The organism is Streptomyces tuirus, assembly GCF_014701095.1.
Lineage (GTDB): Bacteria > Actinomycetota > Actinomycetes > Streptomycetales > Streptomycetaceae > Streptomyces > Streptomyces tuirus.
On record NZ_AP023439.1, the window covers coordinates 3,292,358 to 3,311,216 of the forward strand.

The 18,859-nt window shown below is 72.6% G+C and carries 17 protein-coding genes; 3 read left to right on the forward strand and 14 right to left on the reverse strand.

Annotation, left to right across the window (positions count from 1 at the left end; genetic code table 11):
- Window positions 1-116: 116 nt before the first annotated feature.
- Both IGS69_RS14990 and IGS69_RS14995 read right to left on the reverse strand, forming a co-directional pair.
- On the reverse strand, window positions 117-1,016 hold the full coding sequence (locus IGS69_RS14990) for an alpha/beta fold hydrolase (RefSeq protein ID WP_190900048.1): 900 nt from the start codon (window positions 1,014-1,016) through the stop codon (window positions 117-119).
- A gap of 600 nt (window positions 1,017-1,616) precedes the next feature.
- On the reverse strand, window positions 1,617-2,309 hold the full coding sequence (locus tag IGS69_RS14995; RefSeq protein WP_010035781.1) for a metal-dependent transcriptional regulator: 693 nt from the start codon (window positions 2,307-2,309) through the stop codon (window positions 1,617-1,619).
- Between the two features lie 294 nt (window positions 2,310-2,603).
- On the opposite strand from IGS69_RS14995, the gene IGS69_RS15000 reads away from it, so the two are divergent.
- A complete protein-coding gene (locus tag IGS69_RS15000; protein WP_190900050.1) occupies window positions 2,604-3,359 on the forward strand; it encodes an SIS domain-containing protein in 756 nt (251 codons plus the stop codon).
- Between the two features lie 75 nt (window positions 3,360-3,434).
- Here the strand turns inward: IGS69_RS15000 and IGS69_RS15005 are convergent, their stop codons facing one another.
- Window positions 3,435-4,892, reverse strand: a complete 1,458-nt coding sequence (locus tag IGS69_RS15005) for a PAS domain-containing protein (RefSeq protein WP_190900051.1) — start codon at window positions 4,890-4,892, stop codon at window positions 3,435-3,437.
- 420 nt (window positions 4,893-5,312) lie between these two features.
- On the opposite strand from IGS69_RS15005, the gene IGS69_RS15010 reads away from it, so the two are divergent.
- Complete coding sequence (locus IGS69_RS15010; RefSeq protein WP_190900053.1) at window positions 5,313-5,789, forward strand: diadenosine tetraphosphate hydrolase; 477 nt, start codon at window positions 5,313-5,315, stop codon at window positions 5,787-5,789.
- 54 nt (window positions 5,790-5,843) lie between these two features.
- On the opposite strand, the gene IGS69_RS15015 is transcribed toward IGS69_RS15010, so the two are convergent.
- Window positions 5,844-6,944: a citrate synthase 2 gene (locus IGS69_RS15015; RefSeq protein WP_184910130.1), complete on the reverse strand. Its 1,101-nt coding sequence runs from the start codon at window positions 6,942-6,944 to the stop codon at window positions 5,844-5,846.
- A 285-nt stretch (window positions 6,945-7,229) separates the two neighbouring features.
- On the opposite strand from IGS69_RS15015, the gene pdxH reads away from it, so the two are divergent.
- Window positions 7,230-7,898 (forward strand): pyridoxamine 5'-phosphate oxidase, encoded by a 669-nt coding sequence (gene pdxH / locus IGS69_RS15020; protein ID WP_190900055.1) that lies wholly within the window; start codon window positions 7,230-7,232, stop codon window positions 7,896-7,898.
- 3 nt (window positions 7,899-7,901) lie between these two features.
- Here the strand turns inward: pdxH and IGS69_RS15025 are convergent, their stop codons facing one another.
- The 10 genes from IGS69_RS15025 to IGS69_RS15070 form a co-directional block, all read right to left on the reverse strand.
- Window positions 7,902-8,303 (reverse strand): DNA-binding protein, encoded by a 402-nt coding sequence (locus tag IGS69_RS15025; protein ID WP_190904506.1) that lies wholly within the window; start codon window positions 8,301-8,303, stop codon window positions 7,902-7,904.
- Window positions 8,300-8,548, reverse strand: coding sequence for a type II toxin-antitoxin system CcdA family antitoxin (locus tag IGS69_RS15030; RefSeq protein WP_190900057.1), 249 nt, complete (start codon window positions 8,546-8,548; stop codon window positions 8,300-8,302). The genes IGS69_RS15025 and IGS69_RS15030 overlap by 4 nt, the downstream gene beginning before the upstream one ends.
- 54 nt (window positions 8,549-8,602) lie before the next feature.
- Window positions 8,603-9,214, reverse strand: a complete 612-nt coding sequence (locus tag IGS69_RS15035; protein WP_190900059.1) for a TetR/AcrR family transcriptional regulator — start codon at window positions 9,212-9,214, stop codon at window positions 8,603-8,605.
- Window positions 9,202-9,936 carry an enoyl-CoA hydratase family protein gene (locus IGS69_RS15040; protein ID WP_190900061.1) on the reverse strand — a complete coding sequence of 245 codons (735 nt, stop codon included), beginning with the start codon at window positions 9,934-9,936 and terminating at the stop codon, window positions 9,202-9,204. Before IGS69_RS15040 ends, IGS69_RS15035 begins: the two co-directional genes overlap by 13 nt.
- Window positions 9,933-11,501 carry a 4-coumarate--CoA ligase family protein gene (locus IGS69_RS15045; protein WP_190900063.1) on the reverse strand — a complete coding sequence of 523 codons (1,569 nt, stop codon included), beginning with the start codon at window positions 11,499-11,501 and terminating at the stop codon, window positions 9,933-9,935. The genes IGS69_RS15040 and IGS69_RS15045 overlap by 4 nt, the downstream gene beginning before the upstream one ends.
- A 30-nt stretch (window positions 11,502-11,531) precedes the next feature.
- Window positions 11,532-12,659 (reverse strand): acyl-CoA dehydrogenase family protein, encoded by a 1,128-nt coding sequence (locus IGS69_RS15050; protein ID WP_190900065.1) that lies wholly within the window; start codon window positions 12,657-12,659, stop codon window positions 11,532-11,534.
- An 81-nt stretch (window positions 12,660-12,740) separates the two neighbouring features.
- Window positions 12,741-14,585, reverse strand: a complete 1,845-nt coding sequence (locus tag IGS69_RS15055) for an acetyl/propionyl/methylcrotonyl-CoA carboxylase subunit alpha (protein ID WP_190900067.1) — start codon at window positions 14,583-14,585, stop codon at window positions 12,741-12,743.
- 5 nt (window positions 14,586-14,590) lie between these two features.
- Window positions 14,591-16,189, reverse strand: a complete 1,599-nt coding sequence (locus tag IGS69_RS15060; RefSeq protein WP_190900069.1) for an acyl-CoA carboxylase subunit beta — start codon at window positions 16,187-16,189, stop codon at window positions 14,591-14,593.
- Window positions 16,186-17,853: an acyclic terpene utilization AtuA family protein gene (locus IGS69_RS15065; RefSeq protein WP_190900071.1), complete on the reverse strand. Its 1,668-nt coding sequence runs from the start codon at window positions 17,851-17,853 to the stop codon at window positions 16,186-16,188. The genes IGS69_RS15060 and IGS69_RS15065 overlap by 4 nt, the downstream gene beginning before the upstream one ends.
- A complete protein-coding gene (locus IGS69_RS15070; RefSeq protein WP_190900073.1) occupies window positions 17,850-18,644 on the reverse strand; it encodes a TIGR03084 family metal-binding protein in 795 nt (264 codons plus the stop codon). Before IGS69_RS15070 ends, IGS69_RS15065 begins: the two co-directional genes overlap by 4 nt.
- Window positions 18,645-18,859: the final 215 nt, after the last annotated feature.

An 18,859-nucleotide genomic window follows, 5' to 3' on the forward strand; every position in this document is an offset into this window, starting at 1 on the left:
AGGGCTGAGCCGGCCTGCGGCGACCGGAGACGATCAGCACGGCCTGACAAGGCCCGAACCGGCCCGCGGAGACCGGAGGCGGTGGGCAGGGGCTGACCCGGACCTGGGAGCCGGTGTCAGCTGTCGGCCAGCGAGTCCAGGAAGGGTTCGATGGCGGCGCGCCAGGCCTCCGGCTGGTCGTAGTGCACCAGGTGGCCGGCGTCGGCGACCTCCGCGTACTGGCCGCGGGGCAGGACCCGGACCATCTCCTGGGCCTCGGCGCGGCCGAGCTCGCCGTCCAGGCCGCGCAGGACCAGGGCGGGGCAGCGGACCTGGGCCAGCTCCTCCCAGTGCGCGTCGTAGACCCAGGTCTCGCGGGAGCGGAGCATCTGCTCCGGTTCGAAGACCGGGCGCCAGCCGTCCGGGGACTCGGCCATCACCTCGGCGTAGAACTCGCCGCGGGCCGGATTGGGCCGCTCCACCCAGGGATCGTCCTCGCCGAACCACTTGCGGACGTCGGCGAGGGTGGCGAAGGGCAGCGGCCAGGACTCGAACCACTGGCCCCACTCGCGCTGGGAGGCGGCGCCGAGCGCGGACGCCCGCATGTCGCAGATGATCAGCCCGCGCACCAGGTCGGGACGCCTGGCGGCGAGCTGCCACGCGGTCAGCGCGCCCATGGCGTGGCCGATGAGGACGACCGGGGCGAGGCCCAGCTGCTCCAGGGCGGCCTCGGCGTCGTCGACGTAGGCGTCACGTGTGAAGGAGCCCCGCGGGGGTTTGTCGCTGCGGCCGTGCCCGCGCTGGTCGAGGGCGACCGCCCGGTAGCGCCCGGAGAGCCAGCGGGCGGTGGACGCCCAGTGCGAGGCGCGGCCCATGAGGCCGTGCAGTAACAGCACGCCCGGGGAGCCCTCCGGTGCGGTGTGCCCGGCGTGCGCCCCCTGGCCGTCCTGCGCCGGATCGGTCTTGGGCGGGTCGCCGAACTCCCAGGCCGCCAGGCGTACGCCGCCCGTCCCGGTCACGTCGATGCGTCGCGCCATGTCCTGGCACCCCCAAGCTTCGCGCGGACCACGGCTCCCTCGAGCCGTCCGGTCCTGTGAACCGTGTTCTGCCTGCTGTGCCTTCTGCCGTGCTCGTTGCCGTATCCGTCGGTGCAAGTGTGCCGTGCGCCGCCCGCAGACTATCGAAAGCGCATTCGAGAATCGGGCTTCCGCGGGCAACACCCCTCGTTCGGGTGACCACCCCCGGGGATTGATCGCCGCTGCCGAGGGGAGATCTTCAGCGGGGGGCGGACCGCTCGGGGAAACCGGTCCGCGGGGAATGACCCTGAGAGCTCGGGGCTCCGGGTCAGCACAGGGGAGGACAGGCCCCGGCGCCGCACGGCGCCGGGGCCCTCCGCATCTCCGCGGCACATCCTCCCGCCCCCTCCCCGGCCGGGCGACATCGCTGTCGAGCCGCGGCCCAGAGCCCCTCAGGTCATATGCCTCACGCGACAGCGTCGCACGGGAAGCGTGCGGGCGCTGCCATTCGGCGGACTGGATCCCGGATCCGGTCCGGATCGCGCCAAGAGCCCACCGGCGCCACAAATACCGCCTACACCAAGGGAGTTGACGCCAGTCCTGGCGCGGTGGCCGACCGGTTCAGGGCTTGGCGACGAACACGTGGGAGGCGACGTCCGACTCCAGCTCGGCCGCCTCGCCACCGCTGCCGACCAGCACCCCGCCCGCTGACTCGGTCACGCTCACCACCGAGCCGGGCTGCACGCCCGCCCGCCGCAGCGTGTACATCAGCTGCGCGTCCGTCTGGATCGGCTCGCCGATCCGGCGCACCACGACCGTCTTGCCCTCGGCGCCCGGGTCGAGGCTGGCCAGCGAGACCATGCCCTCGTCCAGGAACGGGTCGGCGCCGTCCTTCTCGCCGAGCTCCTCGAGACCCGGGATGGGGTTGCCGTACGGCGACTCCGTCGGGTGCCGCAGGAGCTCCAGGACGCGGCGCTCCACGGCCTCGCTCATCACGTGCTCCCAGCGGCACGCCTCCGCGTGGACCTGCTCCCACTCCAGACCGATCACGTCGACGAGCAGGCACTCGGCGAGGCGGTGCTTGCGCATCACGCGCGTGGCCAGCCGGCGGCCCTCGTCGGTCAGCTCCAGATGCCGGTCGCTGGCGACGGACACCAGGCCGTCACGCTCCATCCGCGCCACGGTCTGGCTGACGGTCGGCCCGCTCTGGTCCAACCGCTCGGCGATACGGGCGCGCATGGGGACCACACCCTCTTCCTCCAGCTCGAGGATGGTGCGGAGATACATCTCCGTGGTGTCGATCAGTCCGGACATACGTGCCCCTCGAATGAGATCTGCCGGAGGCTGGACGGCTCACCGGCGTGTGCGCTGGCCCTGCACCCAATTCTGCCGGATACCACCGACAACCGGGCCTCGGGAGGGAAAGCCGGGGATTACCCGGCCCGGCGCAAGGGTACGGACTTCCCTTTCGGCGACTTCCCCGGACTTCCCCCAGGGCGACTTCCCCGGGCTCGGCGCGCGGCACCCACGCGTATTGACACCGCACTGGTCCAGACCGCACCGTGATGCGCGACACAAGCCGCCCAGGCCAGCCCGAAGGGACCCCGTATGAGCGACCGCGTGCCGGCCGGACAGTTCCTCGACGCCGCGATCGGCCTGCTGGAGCGGCTCCGCGACGAGGAGGCCGACAGCATCGCCGCGGCCGGGACGCTCCTCGCCGACACCGTCGCCGACGGGGGCCGGCTCTTCGCCTTCGGCGCCGGGCACTCCTCCCTCGCCGCGCAGGACCTGGTCTACCGCGCCGGCGGTCTCGCGCTGATGAACCTCCTCGTCGTGCCGGGTGTGGTCGGCGTCGACGTCATGCCGGCACCGCTCGGCTCCGCCCTGGAGCGCGTCGACGGCCTTGCGAGCGCCGTCCTCGACAGCTCCCCGCTCCGCGAGGGCGACGCCCTGCTGATCATCTCCCTGTCGGGGCGCAACGCCCTGCCCGTGGAGATGGCCATGAACGCCCGCGCCCTGGGCGTGAAGGTGATCGGCGTGACCTCGGTGGCCTACGCCTCGCAGACGAAGTCCCGGCACGCCTCCGGCACGTATCTGAAGGACCACTGCGACCTCGTCCTCGACTCGAAGATCGCGGTCGGCGACGCGGAACTCACCCACGTCGACATCCCGGCCCCGTTCGCCCCGGCCTCCACGGTCGTCACCTCGGCCGTCCTCCAGGCCGTCATGGCGACGACGGCCACCACCCTCGCCGACCGCGGCATCGAACCGCCCCTGCTGCGCTCCGGGAACGTCGACGGCGGCCACGACTGGAACACCCGGGTGATGGAGCGGTACCGCGACCGGATCTTCTACCGGCACTGAGCGGGCCGGGGCGGGGCCCGCGACGGCCCGGGCTGCCGCAGCCCGGCGAGGAGTACGGCGGGCGGGCCCGGCCCCTTACGCCTCGTCCGGCATCCCCGCGAGATCCAGTGACGCCGCGATCCGTACCGCCACGTCCTCCGCGTACATCGCGTCGGACCGCTCGAAGGCGCTGCGGCCCGCGCCCCGCAGGAACGTCACGACACCCAGGGTCCGGCCCCGGCTGCGCAGCACCGCGCACAGGGCGTGCACCGCGTCCGGCGGCCACTGGCGGGCCAGGGCCCACTCACGGGCCGCCTCGGGCGGGGCCGCGCCCGCGCTCGCGCGCAGGGCCCCCAGGCGCTCCACGCACTGCAGGGCCGGGTGCCCCTCGGCGTAGCGGACGGGCAGGCCCGCCAGGTCGGCCAGCTTGCTCGGGCCCGGTGCGCCGGACGGAGTGGCGGCCACCCGGACCAGCCGGACGGGCCCCTCGGCCTGTGTGTCGGTGAGCGCGCCGCCGACGACCCGGTCGATCACCGCGTGGTCCGCGAAACCGGCCAGGGCGAAGTCCAGGTGGGTCGTCGCCGCCTCCGCCGGGTCCTCGCACTCGGCCGCGGCCCGCGACGCCCGGTGCAGCTGCTGCATACGGAAGCGCAGCAGGGACGCCTCCTGCTCGGCCTGCTTGGCCTCCGTCACGTCCTGGAACAGCCAGCCCACACCCAGCGGAACCGGTTCTTCCGCGAGCGGCGAGGCCAGCCGCAGGAAGCCGCTGCGCCAGCACCGGCGCTTCTCGCCCTCCGACGCGCGCACGGTCACCCACACCTCGGCGGGCGCGGGCGGCGCGCCCTCCGCCAGCACATGCTGCAGCGCGCTCTCCAGTTCCTCCACGCCCTGCGACAGGAGCTCGCCGAGCGGCCGCCCGAGCACCGACGTACGGCCCGTGCCCAGCGCCCGGGCCGCGTGCGCGTTCACCACGGCCGGACGCAGATCCACGTCGACCAGCACGACACCCCAGCTGGCGTCCTCGAACAGCGCCTCGCTCAGCGCGATCGAACGCTCCAGATCGATCTGCGCGTGCACCTCGCTGAACGCGCAGTACACCCCGGCCGGTTTTCCGTCGGGCCCGCGCACCGCCGCCGACTGCGTCCGCACGAGCACCCGTCCGCCGTCCTTGGTCAGCAGGGCGAACTCGTGCACCTGCCGCCCGGGCGCGTGCATGACGGACAGCAGCCGCCCCTCGACCTCCTCGGCGTCCGCGGCGCGCAGGGCCCACCCGGCCAGGCCGCGCCGCCCCACGGCCTCGTCCGCGCTCCATCCGAGGATCCGCTCGGCCTCGCGGTTCCAGTGCGTCACGACCCCGTCGGCGTCGAACGCGCACAGCGCCGCGTCCATCCCGTCCAGCAACGCGGCAAGCAGATCCGAACCATCCGAGTTCTCCCGCTCGGGCTCGTCCGGCCCCAGCTCGTCGGTGGTCCCACTACGCCGGGAAGCACTCACCTGGACCCCCTGCAGGCTGCGTCCGCACGTCGGGCACGTCGGTTCGCTCCTTGCAATCATTCAACTGGAACGTGACCCAGCGCACACCGGGTTCCCACAACATTGAAGGAATCGTTGTACGGCGGCAATCCCCACGTCAACGCCACGGAGCCCGCCCGGCCGGACAGATCGTCGGCCGATCGCCGACGTCCGTCGATAAAAACCGGTTGATCCGAAGCCGAACGGCTTCTTAGGCTCCAGGTACACGAGAGAGGAGGTGGTTCGGCAGATGTATGAGAACCGGACGCGTGAGGTGGCTGCGGGCTAGCGGCCCGTCACCACACACAGTGCGGTGCCGGACCAGCGCGTGAGCGAACGCGCAGCCGGCCCAATCTCCAGCAGTCACCCGACCCGCGAGTCGCCGGCACGTCCGGCCGGCTCCTCCCCAGGAGGAACCAGACTCGCGGGTCGTCTGCGTTTTTCTGCGGCTTCCCGGGGGCGATGACGGTGGGTGCGTGGCGTGAGGACCGGATCGGGAGCGCCCTGCGGGGTGAGAACCCGGCCGTGATGCGGCGGCTGGGCTCGGGGTTCGCGGTGATCGGGGATGTGCAGTTCCTGCCCGGCTACTCGGTGCTGCTGACCGATGATCCCGCGGTGCAGCGGTTGTCCGAACTGCCGCGCAGCGGGCGGCTGGCGTTCCTGGCCGACATGGACCGGCTGGGGGAAGCCGTCGAGCGGGCCTGCGGGCGGATGGAGCCGGGGTTCCGCAGGGTCAATCTGGAGATCCTCGGGAACGCCGACGGGTTCCTGCACGCGCATGTGTGGCCACGCTACGACTGGGAGCCCGAAGAGCTGGTGCGGCGGCCCGTGTGGCTCTATCCGCGACAGCGGTGGAGCGAGGAGCGGTACGCGCTCGGGCCCCGGCACGACCGGCTGCGGGAGGCCATCGGCGAGGAGCTGGACCGGCTCGCGGGGTGAGACGTGCAAACGGCCCCACCCCGGGTCGGGTGGAGCCGTTCCGGGGCCGTTGGGTCAGTGGGCGATGTCCTCGTAGCCCTCGATCTCGCGGGGGTTGCGGGTGCCCGGGCCTACGTAGCGGGCCGAGGGGCGGACCAGGCGGCCCGTGCGCTTCTGCTCCAGGATGTGGGCGGACCAGCCGGCGGTGCGGGCGCAGGTGAACATGGACGTGAACATGTGGGCCGGGACCTCGGCGAAGTCCAGGACGATGGCCGCCCAGAACTCGACGTTCGTGGCGAGGACGCGGTCGGGGCGGCGGGCGTGGAGTTCCGCGAGGGCGGCCTTCTCCAGGGCCTCGGCGACCTCGAAGCGGGGGGCGCCCAGCTCGCGGGCCGTGCGGCGCAGGACCCTCGCCCTCGGGTCCTCGGCGCGGTAGACGCGGTGCCCGAAGCCCATGAGGCGCTCGCCCTTGTCGAGCGCGTTCCTGACGTAGGCCTCCGCGTCGCCTGTGCGCTCGATCTCCTCGATCATGCCGAGGACGCGCGAGGGGGCGCCGCCGTGCAGCGGGCCCGACATCGCGCCGACCGCGCCGGAGAGCGCCGCCGCCACGTCCGCGCCGGTGGAGGCGATGACCCTCGCCGTGAACGTGGACGCGTTCATGCCGTGCTCCGCGGCGCTCGTCCAGTACGCGTCCACCGCCGCCACGTGCTTGGGGTCCGGCTCGCCGCGCCAGCGGATCATGAACCGCTCGACGACGGACTGCGCCTTGTCGATCTCCCGCTGCGGAACCATGGGCAGGCCCTGGCCACGGGCGGACTGGGCGACGTAGGAGAGCGCCATGACGGCCGCCCGGGCCAGGTCCGCACGGGCCTGCTCGGCGTCGATGTCGAGGAGGGGTTTGAGGCCCCAGACGGGCGCGAGCATGGCCAGGGCGGACTGGACGTCCACGCGGATGTCGCCGGAGTGCACGGGGATGGGGAACGGCTCGGCGGGCGGCAGCCCGGGATTGAAGGCGCCGTCGACGAGCAGGCCCCAGACGTTGCCGAACGAGACGTGGCCGACCAGGTCCTCGATGTCGACGCCCCGGTACCTGAGTGCGCCGCCCTCCTTGTCCGGTTCGGCGATCTCCGTCTCGAACGCGACGACTCCCTCGAGCCCGGGTACGAAGTCGGACATCAGGCGGCTCCTCGTGATGTAAGTGACAGATGGTGTGATGTGGGGTGGGGCGAACGAACCATGTGTCAGTCAGCTTGCGAAGCGGGCGGCCGTCCGGGGGATCCGCGGTCGTCTGCGCGACTCGCGGTCCTGGCCGGTCTCCCCCTGTGATGCCCCGAACGGTCGGCGGTCACCCAACCGATACGGCACCGAAACGATATCCTCGAGTGCCACATTTGGGGAGGGTCCACGGCACTGAGTGCCACGCAGTGACGAAGGACACCGTCCGTACGGCAAGATGACCGGGTGACCGACCGCGACGACGTCCCTATCGATCTGGCCTCGATGCGCAAGCACTACCGGGCCGAGGGGCTCTCCGAGACCGAGCTGGCCGCCTCGCCCGTCGAGCAGTTCGCGCGCTGGTTCAAGCAGGCCGCGACGGACGGCGGGCTGTTCGAACCGAACGCCATGATCGTCTCGACGGCCGACGCCGAGGGGCGGACGAGCGCCCGTACGGTGCTGCTGAAGCACTTCGACGAGCAGGGCTTCGTCTTCTACACGAACTACGACTCCCGCAAGGCCCGTGACCTGGCGGAGAACCCGTACGTCTCGCTGCTGTTCCCCTGGCACCCGATGGCCCGGCAGGTCATCGTGTCGGGCGTCGCCCGGCGCACGGGCCGGGACGAGACGGCCGCCTACTTCCGCACCCGGCCGCACGGCTCACAACTGGGGGCGTGGGCCAGCGCCCAGTCCTCGGTGATCTCCACCCGCGCCGACATCGACGCGGCGTACGCCGAGCTGGCGGCCCGCTACCCGGAGGGCGAGCAGGTGCCGGTGCCGCCGCACTGGGGCGGCTTCCGGGTGGCCCCGCAGACGGTGGAGTTCTGGCAGGGCCGCGAGAACCGGCTGCACGACCGGTTGCGGTACGTGGAGCGACCGGACGGCAGCTGGCGGGTGGAGCGGCTCAGCCCGTGAGGCTCACATGCCGATGAGCCGGACGCGGTCGCCGCACAGCCGCGCCATGTCGTCGACATCGGACGTCAGCACGGCCACCGGGCCCGGCTGGCGCAGTGCCACCTCGGCGACGGTCGCGTCGATCGCGTACTTGTGGCCGTGCAGCCCGGCGGCCTTCAGCAGTTCCGCGGATGCTTTCGCGGCGGCCTCGGTCACCGGCTCGACCTTGACCCGCGAGAGCGCCCACTGCAGTCGAGGCATGTTCACCCGCGCATGGCTGACTTCCACGATGGTGTTGGCGCCGATGACGAAATCGGCGCCCGTGGCGTGCAGTACCTGGAACATGGCCAGGATCTTGCGGTCCTGGGCGATCCAGGCGGAGAGCCCCTGAGAATCCAGGACCACCGTCTCGACGTGCTCCATCAGGCAGCACTCGCCGATCCGCCGGCATCCGTCGTGCCGAAGATCCTGGAGCGGGCCTCGGCCAGTTCCTCCTCGGTGAAGGCCCCGTACTCCTCCTGGTGACGCATCAGGTCGGCGCCGAGCAGCTGATGCCGCAGCTGGCGTGCCACCGCCTCGGCGACATAGCCGGAGACGTTGTCGGTGAGCTTCCTGAGTTCGGCGACCTGGTCGGCCGGCAGTGTCACCGTGATGCGTGTCGTGTCCGCCATGCTCCGAGCATACTGCGGTATGCGCATCCCGCGTCCGCGCTGACAGCTGCTTCCTCAGCCCAGCGACTCCTCCAGCAGCCCCGCCCACTGCGCGACCACCCGTTCCCGGCGGGCCGCGTCGTCCGTGAGGAGGTTGGCGAGGCCCAGGCCGCGGGCCATGTCGAGGAGGCCCTGGACCGTTTCGCGGACGCCGGGGAGGGATTCGTCGGCGGAGAGGAGCTCGACCGCGATGCGGTGGGTCTCGCGGCCGACGCGGGATTCCAGTTCGGTGACGCGGGGCCGGAGCTGCTCCTCGTTGGAGGCGGCGACCCAGAGGTGGAGGGCGGCACGGAACAGCGGACCGGTGTAGAGGTCGACCAGGGCGGCGACGACGGCGTGGCGGTCCCCGGCCGCGCCGTCGGGGAACAGGTCGCGCAGGGCGGTGGAGCGTTCCTCGGCGACGTACTCGACGGCCGCCGTGAAGAGGTCCTCGCGGGTCGGGAAGTGGTGCTGGGCGGCGCCGCGGGAGACTCCGGCGCGTTCGGCGACCACGGAGACGGTGGACCCCGCCCAGCCGTGTTCGGCGAGGCAGGACACGGCGGCCTCGAGGAGCCGCTGCCGGGTGGCCCGGCTGCGGTCCTGCTTGGGGACTCTCTCCGCACGGTCGACCGTGCTCACACCACCCATGCCGGATCCCGTCGTTCGAGGAAGGCCGTCATCCCCTCGCGGGCCTGCGGGGAGGAGAACAGCCGGGCCGAGAGCGCGGTCAGGTCGGCGGCGTCCCGGTCGAAGGCTTCCAGCACCCTAGCCGTGAGCAGCCGTTTCGTCTCGGCCAGGGCGTCGGGGGCGGACTTGCGCAGACCGTCCAGGATGGGCTCCAGGGCCGTGTCGACGTCGTCCGCACAGGTGGTGACCAGGCCTGTCGCCTGCGCTTGCGCCGCGTCGAAGCGCTCGCCGGTGAGGCAGTGGCGGGCCAGGGCGCGCGGGTTCGTGCGGGGCAGGAGGGGGAGGGAGATGACCGCGGGGGCGACGCCGATGCGGACCTCCGTGAAGGCGAAGGTGGCGTCCGTGGCTGCGGCCGCGATGTCGCAGGCGGCCAGGAGGCCGAGGCCGCCCGCGCGGACGTGGCCGGTGACCCGGGCGACGACCGGCTTGGGCAGCTCGATGATCTGCCGCAGCACGGCGACCAGCGCCTCGGGCGGCGGCGGGTCCTTGAGGTCGGCGCCCGCGCTGAACGTGTTGCCGGTGTGGGTCAGGACGATCGCGCGGACGCCGGGGTCCTTCCCGGCGTCGGTGAGCGCGCCGGCCAGTTCGCCGACGAGGGCCGCCGACAGGGCGTTGCGGTTGTGCGGCGCGTCGAGGGACAGGGTCTCCACGGCACGCGTGCGGGTACGGGCGATCAGCGTCATGCGCTCTCCCTGAGCTGTCGGCGGAGGATCTTGCCGGAGGCCGCGCGGGGGACGCCGACGATGAAGGTGACGCGGCGGATCCGCTTGTAGGGGGCCACGCGCTCGGCGACGTACATCATGATCTCCGCCTCGGTGAGCTCCCCGGCGGACGGCTGGCGGACGACGTAGGCGTGCGGGACCTCGTTGCCGTCGGCGTCGTACCGGCCGATGACGGCGGCGTCGGCGATGCCCGGGTGGGTCAGGAGCAGGGCCTCCAGCTCGGCGGGGGCCACCTGGAAGCCCTTGTACTTGATGAGTTCCTTGACGCGGTCGACGACGAACAGCCAGCCTTCGCCGTCCACATGGCCCACGTCGCCGGTGTGCAGCCAGCCGTCGGGGTCGATCATGGCGGTGGTGGCGTCGGGGCGGCCGAGGTAGCCCTTCATGATCTGGGGGCCGCGGATGAGGATCTCGCCGGATGCGCCGGCGGGGAGGTCCTTGCCGGGGTCGTCGAGGGAGACGATGCGCATCTCGGTGCCCGCGATGAGCTTGCCGACGGTGCCGGGCGGGGCGTCGTTCATGGCGTCCAGGGGGACGACGTGGGTGCCGGGCGAGAGTTCGGTCATGCCGTAGGCCTGGCCGACGGGCGGCAGGCCGAGGCGCTTGGAGCAGGCGGCGGCGAGGCGGGCGTCCAGGGGTGCGGCGGCGCTGATGATGTACCGCAGGGACGACAGGTCGTACTGGGCGACGGCCGGGTGCTTGGCGAGGGCCAGGACGATCGGCGGGGCCACGTACAGGGCCGTGATGCGGTGGTTCTGGATGGCCGCGAGGAACTGCTCCAGATCGAAGCGGGGCAGGACGACGACGGTGGCGCCCTGCCGCAGAGGCGCGTTCATCAGGGCCGTGAGGCCGTAGATGTGGAAGAAGGGGAGGACCGCCAGGACGCGCTCTCCCGGGCCGGCGGGGACCGCCGGGTGGAGCTGGGCGAGGTTGGTGGCGATCTGCCGGTGCGTGAGCATCACGCCCTTGGGGATGCCGGTGGTCCCGGAGGAGTACGGCAGTGCCGCGACGTCCTCGGCCGGGTCGATGGCGATCCGCGGCTCGGGCGCGGCGGAGGCCAGCATGTCGATCAGGGAGCGGTGTCCGCTCGCGCTGTCGCACACGAATATCTCGCGTATGCCGCCCGCGAGTTCGGCGGCCCGGCGGGCGACGTCCAGCAGCGGTGACACGGAGACGATCCAGCGGGCTCCGGAGTCCCGCAGTTGCTTGGCGAACTCGTCGGCCGTGGCGAGCGGGTGCACGGTGGTGACGGTGGCACCCGCGCGCGTCGCGGCGTAGAAGGCGGTCGGGAAGGCGATGGTGTTGGGGCTGTGCAGGGCGAGGACGTCGCCCTTGCGGACACCGGCCTCGGCGAGCGCGGCGGCGACGCGCCGGTGGAACCGGTCCACCTGCTCGTACGAGAGGGTGGTGCCGTCGGTGCCGTCGATCAGGGCGGGGGTGTCGCCGAACTCGGCGGCCCGGGCCAGCACCGCGTCGTGGATGGGCAGGTCGACGGGCGGGACGTCTGCGTACTCGCTGCGGAACATGGGCGGTTCCTCCTCGCGGCGCGGGCCGTCTCAGTACGACTTGGGCAGGCCCAGGGTCTGGTGGGAGACGTAGTTGAGAATCATCTCCCGGCTCACCGGGGCAATACGAGCCACGCGCGCGGCCGTTATGAGCCGGGCCAGGCCGTACTCGCGGGTGAGGCCGTTGCCGCCGAGGGTGTGCACGGCCTGGTCGACGGCCTTCACACAGGCTTCCCCGGCCGCGTACTTCGCCATGTTGGCGGCCTCTCCGGCGCCGATGTCGTCGCCCGCGTCGTAGAGGGCGGCGGCCTTCTGCATCATCAGTCGGGCGAGTTCGAGGTCGATGTGCGCCTGGGCCAGGGGGTGGGCGATGGCCTGGTGGGCGCCGATGGGGGTGTTCCAGACCGTGCGGTCGCGGGCGTACTCGACGGCCTTGGCGAGCGCGTGGCGGCCCATGCCGATCGCGAAGGCGGCGGTCATGATGCGTTCGGGGTTGAGGCCGGCGAAGAGCTGGAGGAGTCCCGCGTCCTCGTCGCCGACCAGGGCGTCGGCGGGCAGCCGTACGTCGTCCAGGACCAGCTCGAACTGCTTCTCCGCGGCGTTCAGTTCCATGTCGATGGGGCGGCGGGTGAAACCCGGGGTGTCGCGCGGGACGATGAACAGGCAGGGCTTGAGGCGGCCGGTGCGGGCGTCCTCGGTACGGCCGACGATGAGGGTCGCGTCGGCGATGTCCACGCCGGAGACGAAGACCTTGCGGCCGGTGAGGAGCCAGTCGCCGGAGTCCTGGTCGCGGCGGGCCGTGGTGGTGATGCGGTGGCTGTTGGAACCGGCGTCTGGTTCGGTGATGCCGAAGGCCATGAGGCGGGAGCCGTCGGCGAGGGCGGGGAGCCACTGTTGTTTCTGTTGTTCCGTGCCGAAGCGCGCTATCACCGTGCCGCAGATGGCCGGGGAGACGATCATCATCAGCAGGGGGCTGCCCGCGGCGCCGAGTTCTTCGAGGACGAGGGAGAGTTCGGTGATGCCGCCGCCTCCACCGCCGTATGCCTCCGGCAGGTTGACGCCGATGTAGCCGAGCTTGGCTGCGTCGGACCAGAGTTGGAGGGGGTCGGTTTCCCGGCCGTGGCGTTTGCCGAGTGCGGATACGGCTTCTCGTAGGGCCTTGTGGTCTTCGGTTTCCATGGTCGTCCTTTCGGGTGCGGGCCGGATGTGGCTTGTCGCGCTCACGCGGCGGAGCCGCATATCAAGACAGCCCCGCGCCCCTTACGGGGCTTGCTTCACCACTGCCAAGAGCGCGCCCGGCTCGACCTGTTGGCCTGGTACAACGCACAGCTCGGTCAGCGTTCCCGTCACCGGGGCGATGATCTTGTGCTGCATCTTCATCGCCTCCAGCCAGAGGAGGGGGTCTCCCTCCTTCACGGCCGTCCCTACGGCTAGGCCGTCCACCACTCGGACCACCGTGCCCGGCATGGGGGCCAGGAGGGAGCCGGGGGCGTGCTGGGGGGTGGGGTCGGGGAAGCGGGGCAGGGCGGTCAGGGTCGTGGTGTTGACGTAGACCTGGTCGCCGTGGCGGGCCACCTCGTACGTCCGCCGCATCCCGTCCACGTCGAGGATCACGCGCCGCGCGTCGGCGTGCACCACCCGCACCCCGTCCGCCTCCAGGCCTTCCCTGCCGTGCCGGTAGCGGGCCTCGTGCTCCTCGCCCGCCATCAGGTACCGCTTGGTCTGCGGCTGGGAGGGAACGTTGCGCCAGCCGCCGAAGCGGGAGCGGCCGTGGGCGTCGGCGAGGGCGGCGGCCAGGGGCGCGAGCGGGTCGGGGACCGGCTCGGTGAGGTCCGGCAGGTGGCGGTCGTAGAAGCCGGTGTCCATGCGGGCCGCGGTGAACTCGGGGTGACGCAGGGAGCGGACCAGGAGGTCGCGGTTGGTGACGGGGCCGTGGATCACCGCGCGGTCGAGGGCGGCGGCCAGCTTGCGGATCGCCTCGGCGCGGGTGGGGGCGTGGGCGACGACCTTGGCGAGCATGGGGTCGTAGTGGACGCCGATGTCGTCGCCGTCCGCGTAACCGGTGTCCAGGCGCACGGCGTCGGGGACCGCGAGGCGGTGCAGTCGGCCGGTCTGCGGTGCCCAGCCCTTGGCCGGGTCCTCGGCGTAGAGGCGGGCCTCGACGGCGTGGCCCCGCGCGCGTGGGGGTTCGTCCGCGAGGGCGTGACCCTCCGCGACGCGGATCTGCTCGGCGACGAGATCGACTCCGAACACCGCCTCCGTCACGGGGTGTTCCACCTGGAGGCGGGTGTTCATCTCCAGGAAGTGCGCCCTGCCGTCGGCGACGAGGAACTCGACTGTGCCGGCGCCCACGTAGTCCACGGCCCGGGCGGCGCGTACGGCGAGGGCGCGGACCTCCTCGTCGAGGGCGGCGGGCAGTCCGGGCGCCGGGGCCTCCTCGATCACCTTCTGGTGACGGCGCTGGAGGGAGCAGTCGCGGGTGCCGAGCGCCCACACGGTGCCGTGCGTGTCGGCGAGCACCTGCACCTCGACGTGCCGGCCGCCCTCCACGTACGGCTCGACGAACACCTCGCCGTCGCCGAAGGCGCTCACGGCCTCGGCCCGGGCGGCGGCCAACTCGGCGTCCAGGTCGGCGAGGTGCCGTACGACGCGCATGCCGCGGCCGCCGCCGCCCCCCGCCGCCTTCACCAGCACCGGCAGATCGGCCTCGGTGACCTCCCGCAGGGGCTCGATGCCCAGCAGCTCCTTGGCGCGCGTCTTGGACGCCATCGCCTCGATCGCCTCCGGGGGCGGCCCGATCCACACCAGGCCGGCGTCCCGGACGGCCCGCGCGAACCCGGCGTTCTCGGAGAGGAAGCCGTAGCCGGGGTGTACGGCGTCCGCGCCGGCGGCGAGGGCGGCCTTCACGATCAGGTCGCCGCGCAGATAGGTGTCGGCGGGCGCCGATCCCGGCAGCCGTACGGCGGTGTCGGCCACGCGCGCGTGCAGGGCGTTCGCGTCGGCGTCCGAGTGCACGGCGACCGTCCGGATTCCCGCCGCACGGCAGGTGCGGACGACACGGCAGGCGATCTCGCCCCGGTTCGCGACAAGTACTGAAGTGATCATGGGCCTCACATCCGGAAGACGCCGAAGCCGCCGCGGGCGCCCTCGTAGGGGGCGGTGTGGATCGCGGACAGGCACAGGCCGAGGACGGTGCGGGTGTCGCGCGGGTCGATGACGCCGTCGTCGTAGAGCCGCCCGGACAGGAACATCGGCAGCGACTCGGACTCGATCTGCTGCTCCACCATGGCGCGCAGCGCGGCGTCCGCCTCGTCGTCGTAGGGCTGCCCCTTGGCTGCGGCCGACTGGCGGGCGACGATCGACAGCACGCCGGCGAGCTGCTGCGGCCCCATGACGGCGGACTTGGCACTGGGCCAGGCGAAGAGGAAGCGGGGGTCGTAGGCGCGGCCGCACATGCCGTAGTGGCCGGCGCCGTACGACGCCCCCATGAGGACCGAGAGATGGGGAACGCGGCTGTTGCTGACCGCGTTGATCATCATCGCCCCGTGTTTGATGATGCCGCCCTGCTCGTACTCCCGGCCGACCATGTAGCCGGTGGTGTTGTGCAGGAAGAGCAGGGGGATGTCGCGCTGGTTGGCGAGCTGGATGAACTGGGCGGCCTTCTGCGACTCCTCGCTGAACAGGACGCCCCGGGCGTTGGCAAGGATGCCGACGGGGTAGCCGTGCAGGGCGGCCCAGCCGGTGGTCAGGCTCGTCCCGTACAGCGGCTTGAACTCGTCGAAGTCGGAGGCGTCGACGATCCGGGCGATGACCTCGCGCGGGTCGAAGGGGCTCTTGAGGTCGCCGGGGACGATGCCCAGCAGCTCCTCCGGGTCGTACTTGGGCGGCTCGGCGGGGCCTGGATCCCCGTACGCCTTGCGGTGGTTGAGGCGGGCGACCACGCGGCGGGCCTGCCGGAGCGCGTCCGGCTCGTCGACGGCGAAGTAGTCGGCGAGGCCCGAGACGCGGGCGTGCATCTCGGCGCCGCCCAGGGACTCGTCGTCGCTCTCCTCCCCGGTCGCCATCTTCACCAGCGGCGGGCCGCCGAGGAACACCTTCGCCCGCTCCTTGACCATGATCACGTGGTCGGACATGCCGGGGATGTAGGCGCCGCCGGCGGTGGAGTTGCCGAAGACGACCGCGACGGTCGGGATCCCGGCGGCGGACAGCCGGGTGAGGTCGCGGAAGATGGCGCCGCCGGGGATGAAGATCTCCTTCTGCGACGGCAGGTCGGCGCCGCCGGACTCCACCAGGCTGATGCAGGGCAGCCGGTTGGCGAGGGCGATGTCGTTGGCGCGCAGGGCCTTCTTCAGCGACCAGGGGTTGCTCGCTCCGCCGCGCACGGTCGGGTCGTTGGCGGTGATCAGGCACTCCACGCCCTCCACCACCCCGATCCCGGTGACGAGCGACGCGCCGACGGTGTGGTCGCTGCCCCAGGCCGCCAGCGGGGACAGCTCCAGGAAGGGTGTGTCGGGGTCGAGGAGCAGCTCGATACGCTCACGGGCGAGGAGCTTGCCGCGCTTCCGGTGCCGTGCGACGTACTTCTCGCCGCCCCCCGCGAGGGCCTTGGCGTGCTCGGCGTCGAGTGCGGCGAGCTTGGCGAGCATCTCCTCGCGGTTGGCCCGGTGGTCGGGGCCGGCGGGGTCGAGCGCGGAGGTCAGGACGGTCAAAGGAGGGCCTCCGGTATCTCCAGGTGGCGGGAGCGCAGCCATTCGCCGAGGGCTTTGGCCTGCGGATCGAAGCGGTGCTGCGCGGCGACGCCGGCGCCGAGGATGCCCTCGACGACGAAGTTGAGGGCGCGCAGGTTCGGCAGCGCGTGCCGTACGACGGTCAGTTCGCGGCTTTCGGGGATCAGCTCCCGGAACCGGTCGGCGGTCAGTTCGTGCGCGAGCCACCGCCAGGCGTCGTCCGTGCGCGCCCACACGCCGACGTTGGCGTTGCCGCCCTTGTCCCCGCTGCGGGCACCGGCGACGAGCCCGAGGGGGGCGCGCCGGGTGGGCCCGGGCGCCGGCGGCTCCGGCAGGGGCGGCTGCGGCACCGCCTCGAGTACGGCCGTGTCGTGGGCCGGTGGCACGGGGATCCGGCGCCCGTCGTGGAGGACGGCCACATGGTCGACTCCCCCATGGGGCACATACACATCCTCGAAGACCCCATAGGGCGAGCCCTTTCCGGGTGGGGCCAGCACATGGAACCCGGGGTAACTGGCCAGCGCCAGCTCCACGGCCGCCCCGCTCAGCGCCCGCCCGACGGCCCCCTGGTCGGGGTCCCGTACGACGAGCCGCAGCAGCGCGCTCGCCGTCTCCTCGGTCGGGGCGTCGGGGCGGTCGGTGCGGGCCAGCTCCCAGCGCACGTCGGCGACCTTGCCGAGGGCCGGTTCCATCTGGTCGCGCACCAGGGCGGCCTTGGCTTCGATGTCGAGTCCGGTGAGCACGAACACGACCTCGTTGCGGAAGCCGCCGAGCCGGTTGAGCCCGACCTTGAGGGTGGGCGGCGGCGCCTCCCCGCGCACGCCCTCGATCCGCACCCGGTCGGGCCCGTCCTGGCTCAGCCGTACGGTGTCCAGCCGGGCGGTGACGTCCGGCCCCGCGTACCGGGCACCGGCCGTCTCGTACAGCAGCTGCGCGGTGACCGTGCCGACGTCGACGAAGCCGCCGGTGCCGGGGTGCTTGGTGATGACGCAGCTGCCGTCCTCGTGCAGCTCGGCGAGCGGGAAGCCGGGGCGGCGGGCGTCGCCGTCCCGGAAGAAGGCGTAGTTGCCGCCGGTGGCCTGCGCCCCGCACTCCAGGACGTGCCCGGCGACCACGGCGCCCGCGAGCCGGTCGTACTCCGTCGCGCTCCACCCGAAGTGGGCGGCGGCGGGCCCGGTGACCAGGGCCGCGTCCGTCACCCGCCCAGTGACGACGACGTCGGCGCCCGCCCGCAGGCACTCTGTGATGCCGAAGCCGCCGAGGTAGGCATGGGCGGCGAGGGAGCCCGGGTGCGCGGCGGTGAGGTCGTCTCCCGCCACATGGGCGACGCGTACGGGGATGCCCAGCCGGTCGGCCAACCGCCCTACGGCGTCCGCCAGTCCGGCCGGGTTGAGCCCGCCCGCGTTGGTGACGATCCTGACGCCCCGCTCGTGCGCGAGCCCGAGGCACTCCTCCAACTGCCGCAGGAAGGTGCGCGCGTATCCGGCGGCGGGGTCCTTCAGGCGGTCCCGGCCGAGGATCAGCATGGTCAGTTCGGCGAGGTAGTCGCCGGTGAGGACGTCGAGTTCGCCGCCGGTCAGCATCTCGCGCATCGCGTCGAAGCGGTCGCCGTAGAAGCCGGAGGCGTTGCCGATGCGGAGGGTCACGAGGCGGACTCCTTCGGCGGGCGTCCGCCCCCCGGCGGTCCGGCGAAGGCCTGGGCGATGTCCAGCCAGCGGTCGGCGTCGGGGCCGTCGGCGCGCAGGGCGAGGTCGGTGCGGTGGGCGCGCTGGGTGACCAGCAGACAGAAGTCGAGGGCGGTCCCGGTGAGGCGCTGCGTGGCGTCCTCGGGTCCGTAGGTCCACAGGTCGCCCGAGGGGGCGCGCAGTTCGACGCGGAAGGGGTCGGCGGGCGGGGTGAGGCCGTGCACGCCGAAGGCGAAGTCACGGGTCCGTACGCCGAGCCAGGCCACATGGCGCAGCCGGTCGGTGGGTGGGCTCACCACACCCAGGGCGTCGGCCACGTCCTGCCCGTGGGCCCAGGTCTCCATCAGGCGGGCCGTCGCCATGGAGGGGGCCGACATGGGCGGGCCGTACCAGGGGAAGCGCGCCCCGGGCGGAGCGGCCCGCAGGGCCTCCTCCAGTGCCGCTCGGCCCCCGCGCCACCGGGCGAGCAGCTCGCCGGGCGGGAGTCGCGCGCCCTCCTCGGCGCCCTCGTCGACGAAGGAGCCGGGCGCGGCGAGGGCCTTCTCGACCAGCGTGTGGAAGCCGTCGGGGTCCGTGAGGGCGAGCAGGGACGAGCGGTCCGTCCAGGCGAGATGGGCGATCTGATGGGCCACGGACCAGCCGGGCGCGGGGGTCGCGAGCGACCAGCGTTGCGGGGCCAACCCGGCCACGAGGCGGTCGAGTTCCTCGCTCTCCTCGCGCAGATCGTCGATCACGGACGTCGGATCGGACACGGGACGCTCCCCTCGGGGCACGGCGGTGTGCGGGGTGGTGCGGCGTGCGGGGTGGTGCGGTGTGGCGTGCTGAGGAGCATGGCAGCGGCGCCGGAAACAATCAAGCATGCTTGCATGAAAAGCGGACCCACCAGGGGCCCGCACCGCCGCAGGCGTTGTTCAGACGGCCTCGCCCGCCTCCCGCGCAGCCGCCTCAAGCCGCTGCTGATGGGCCT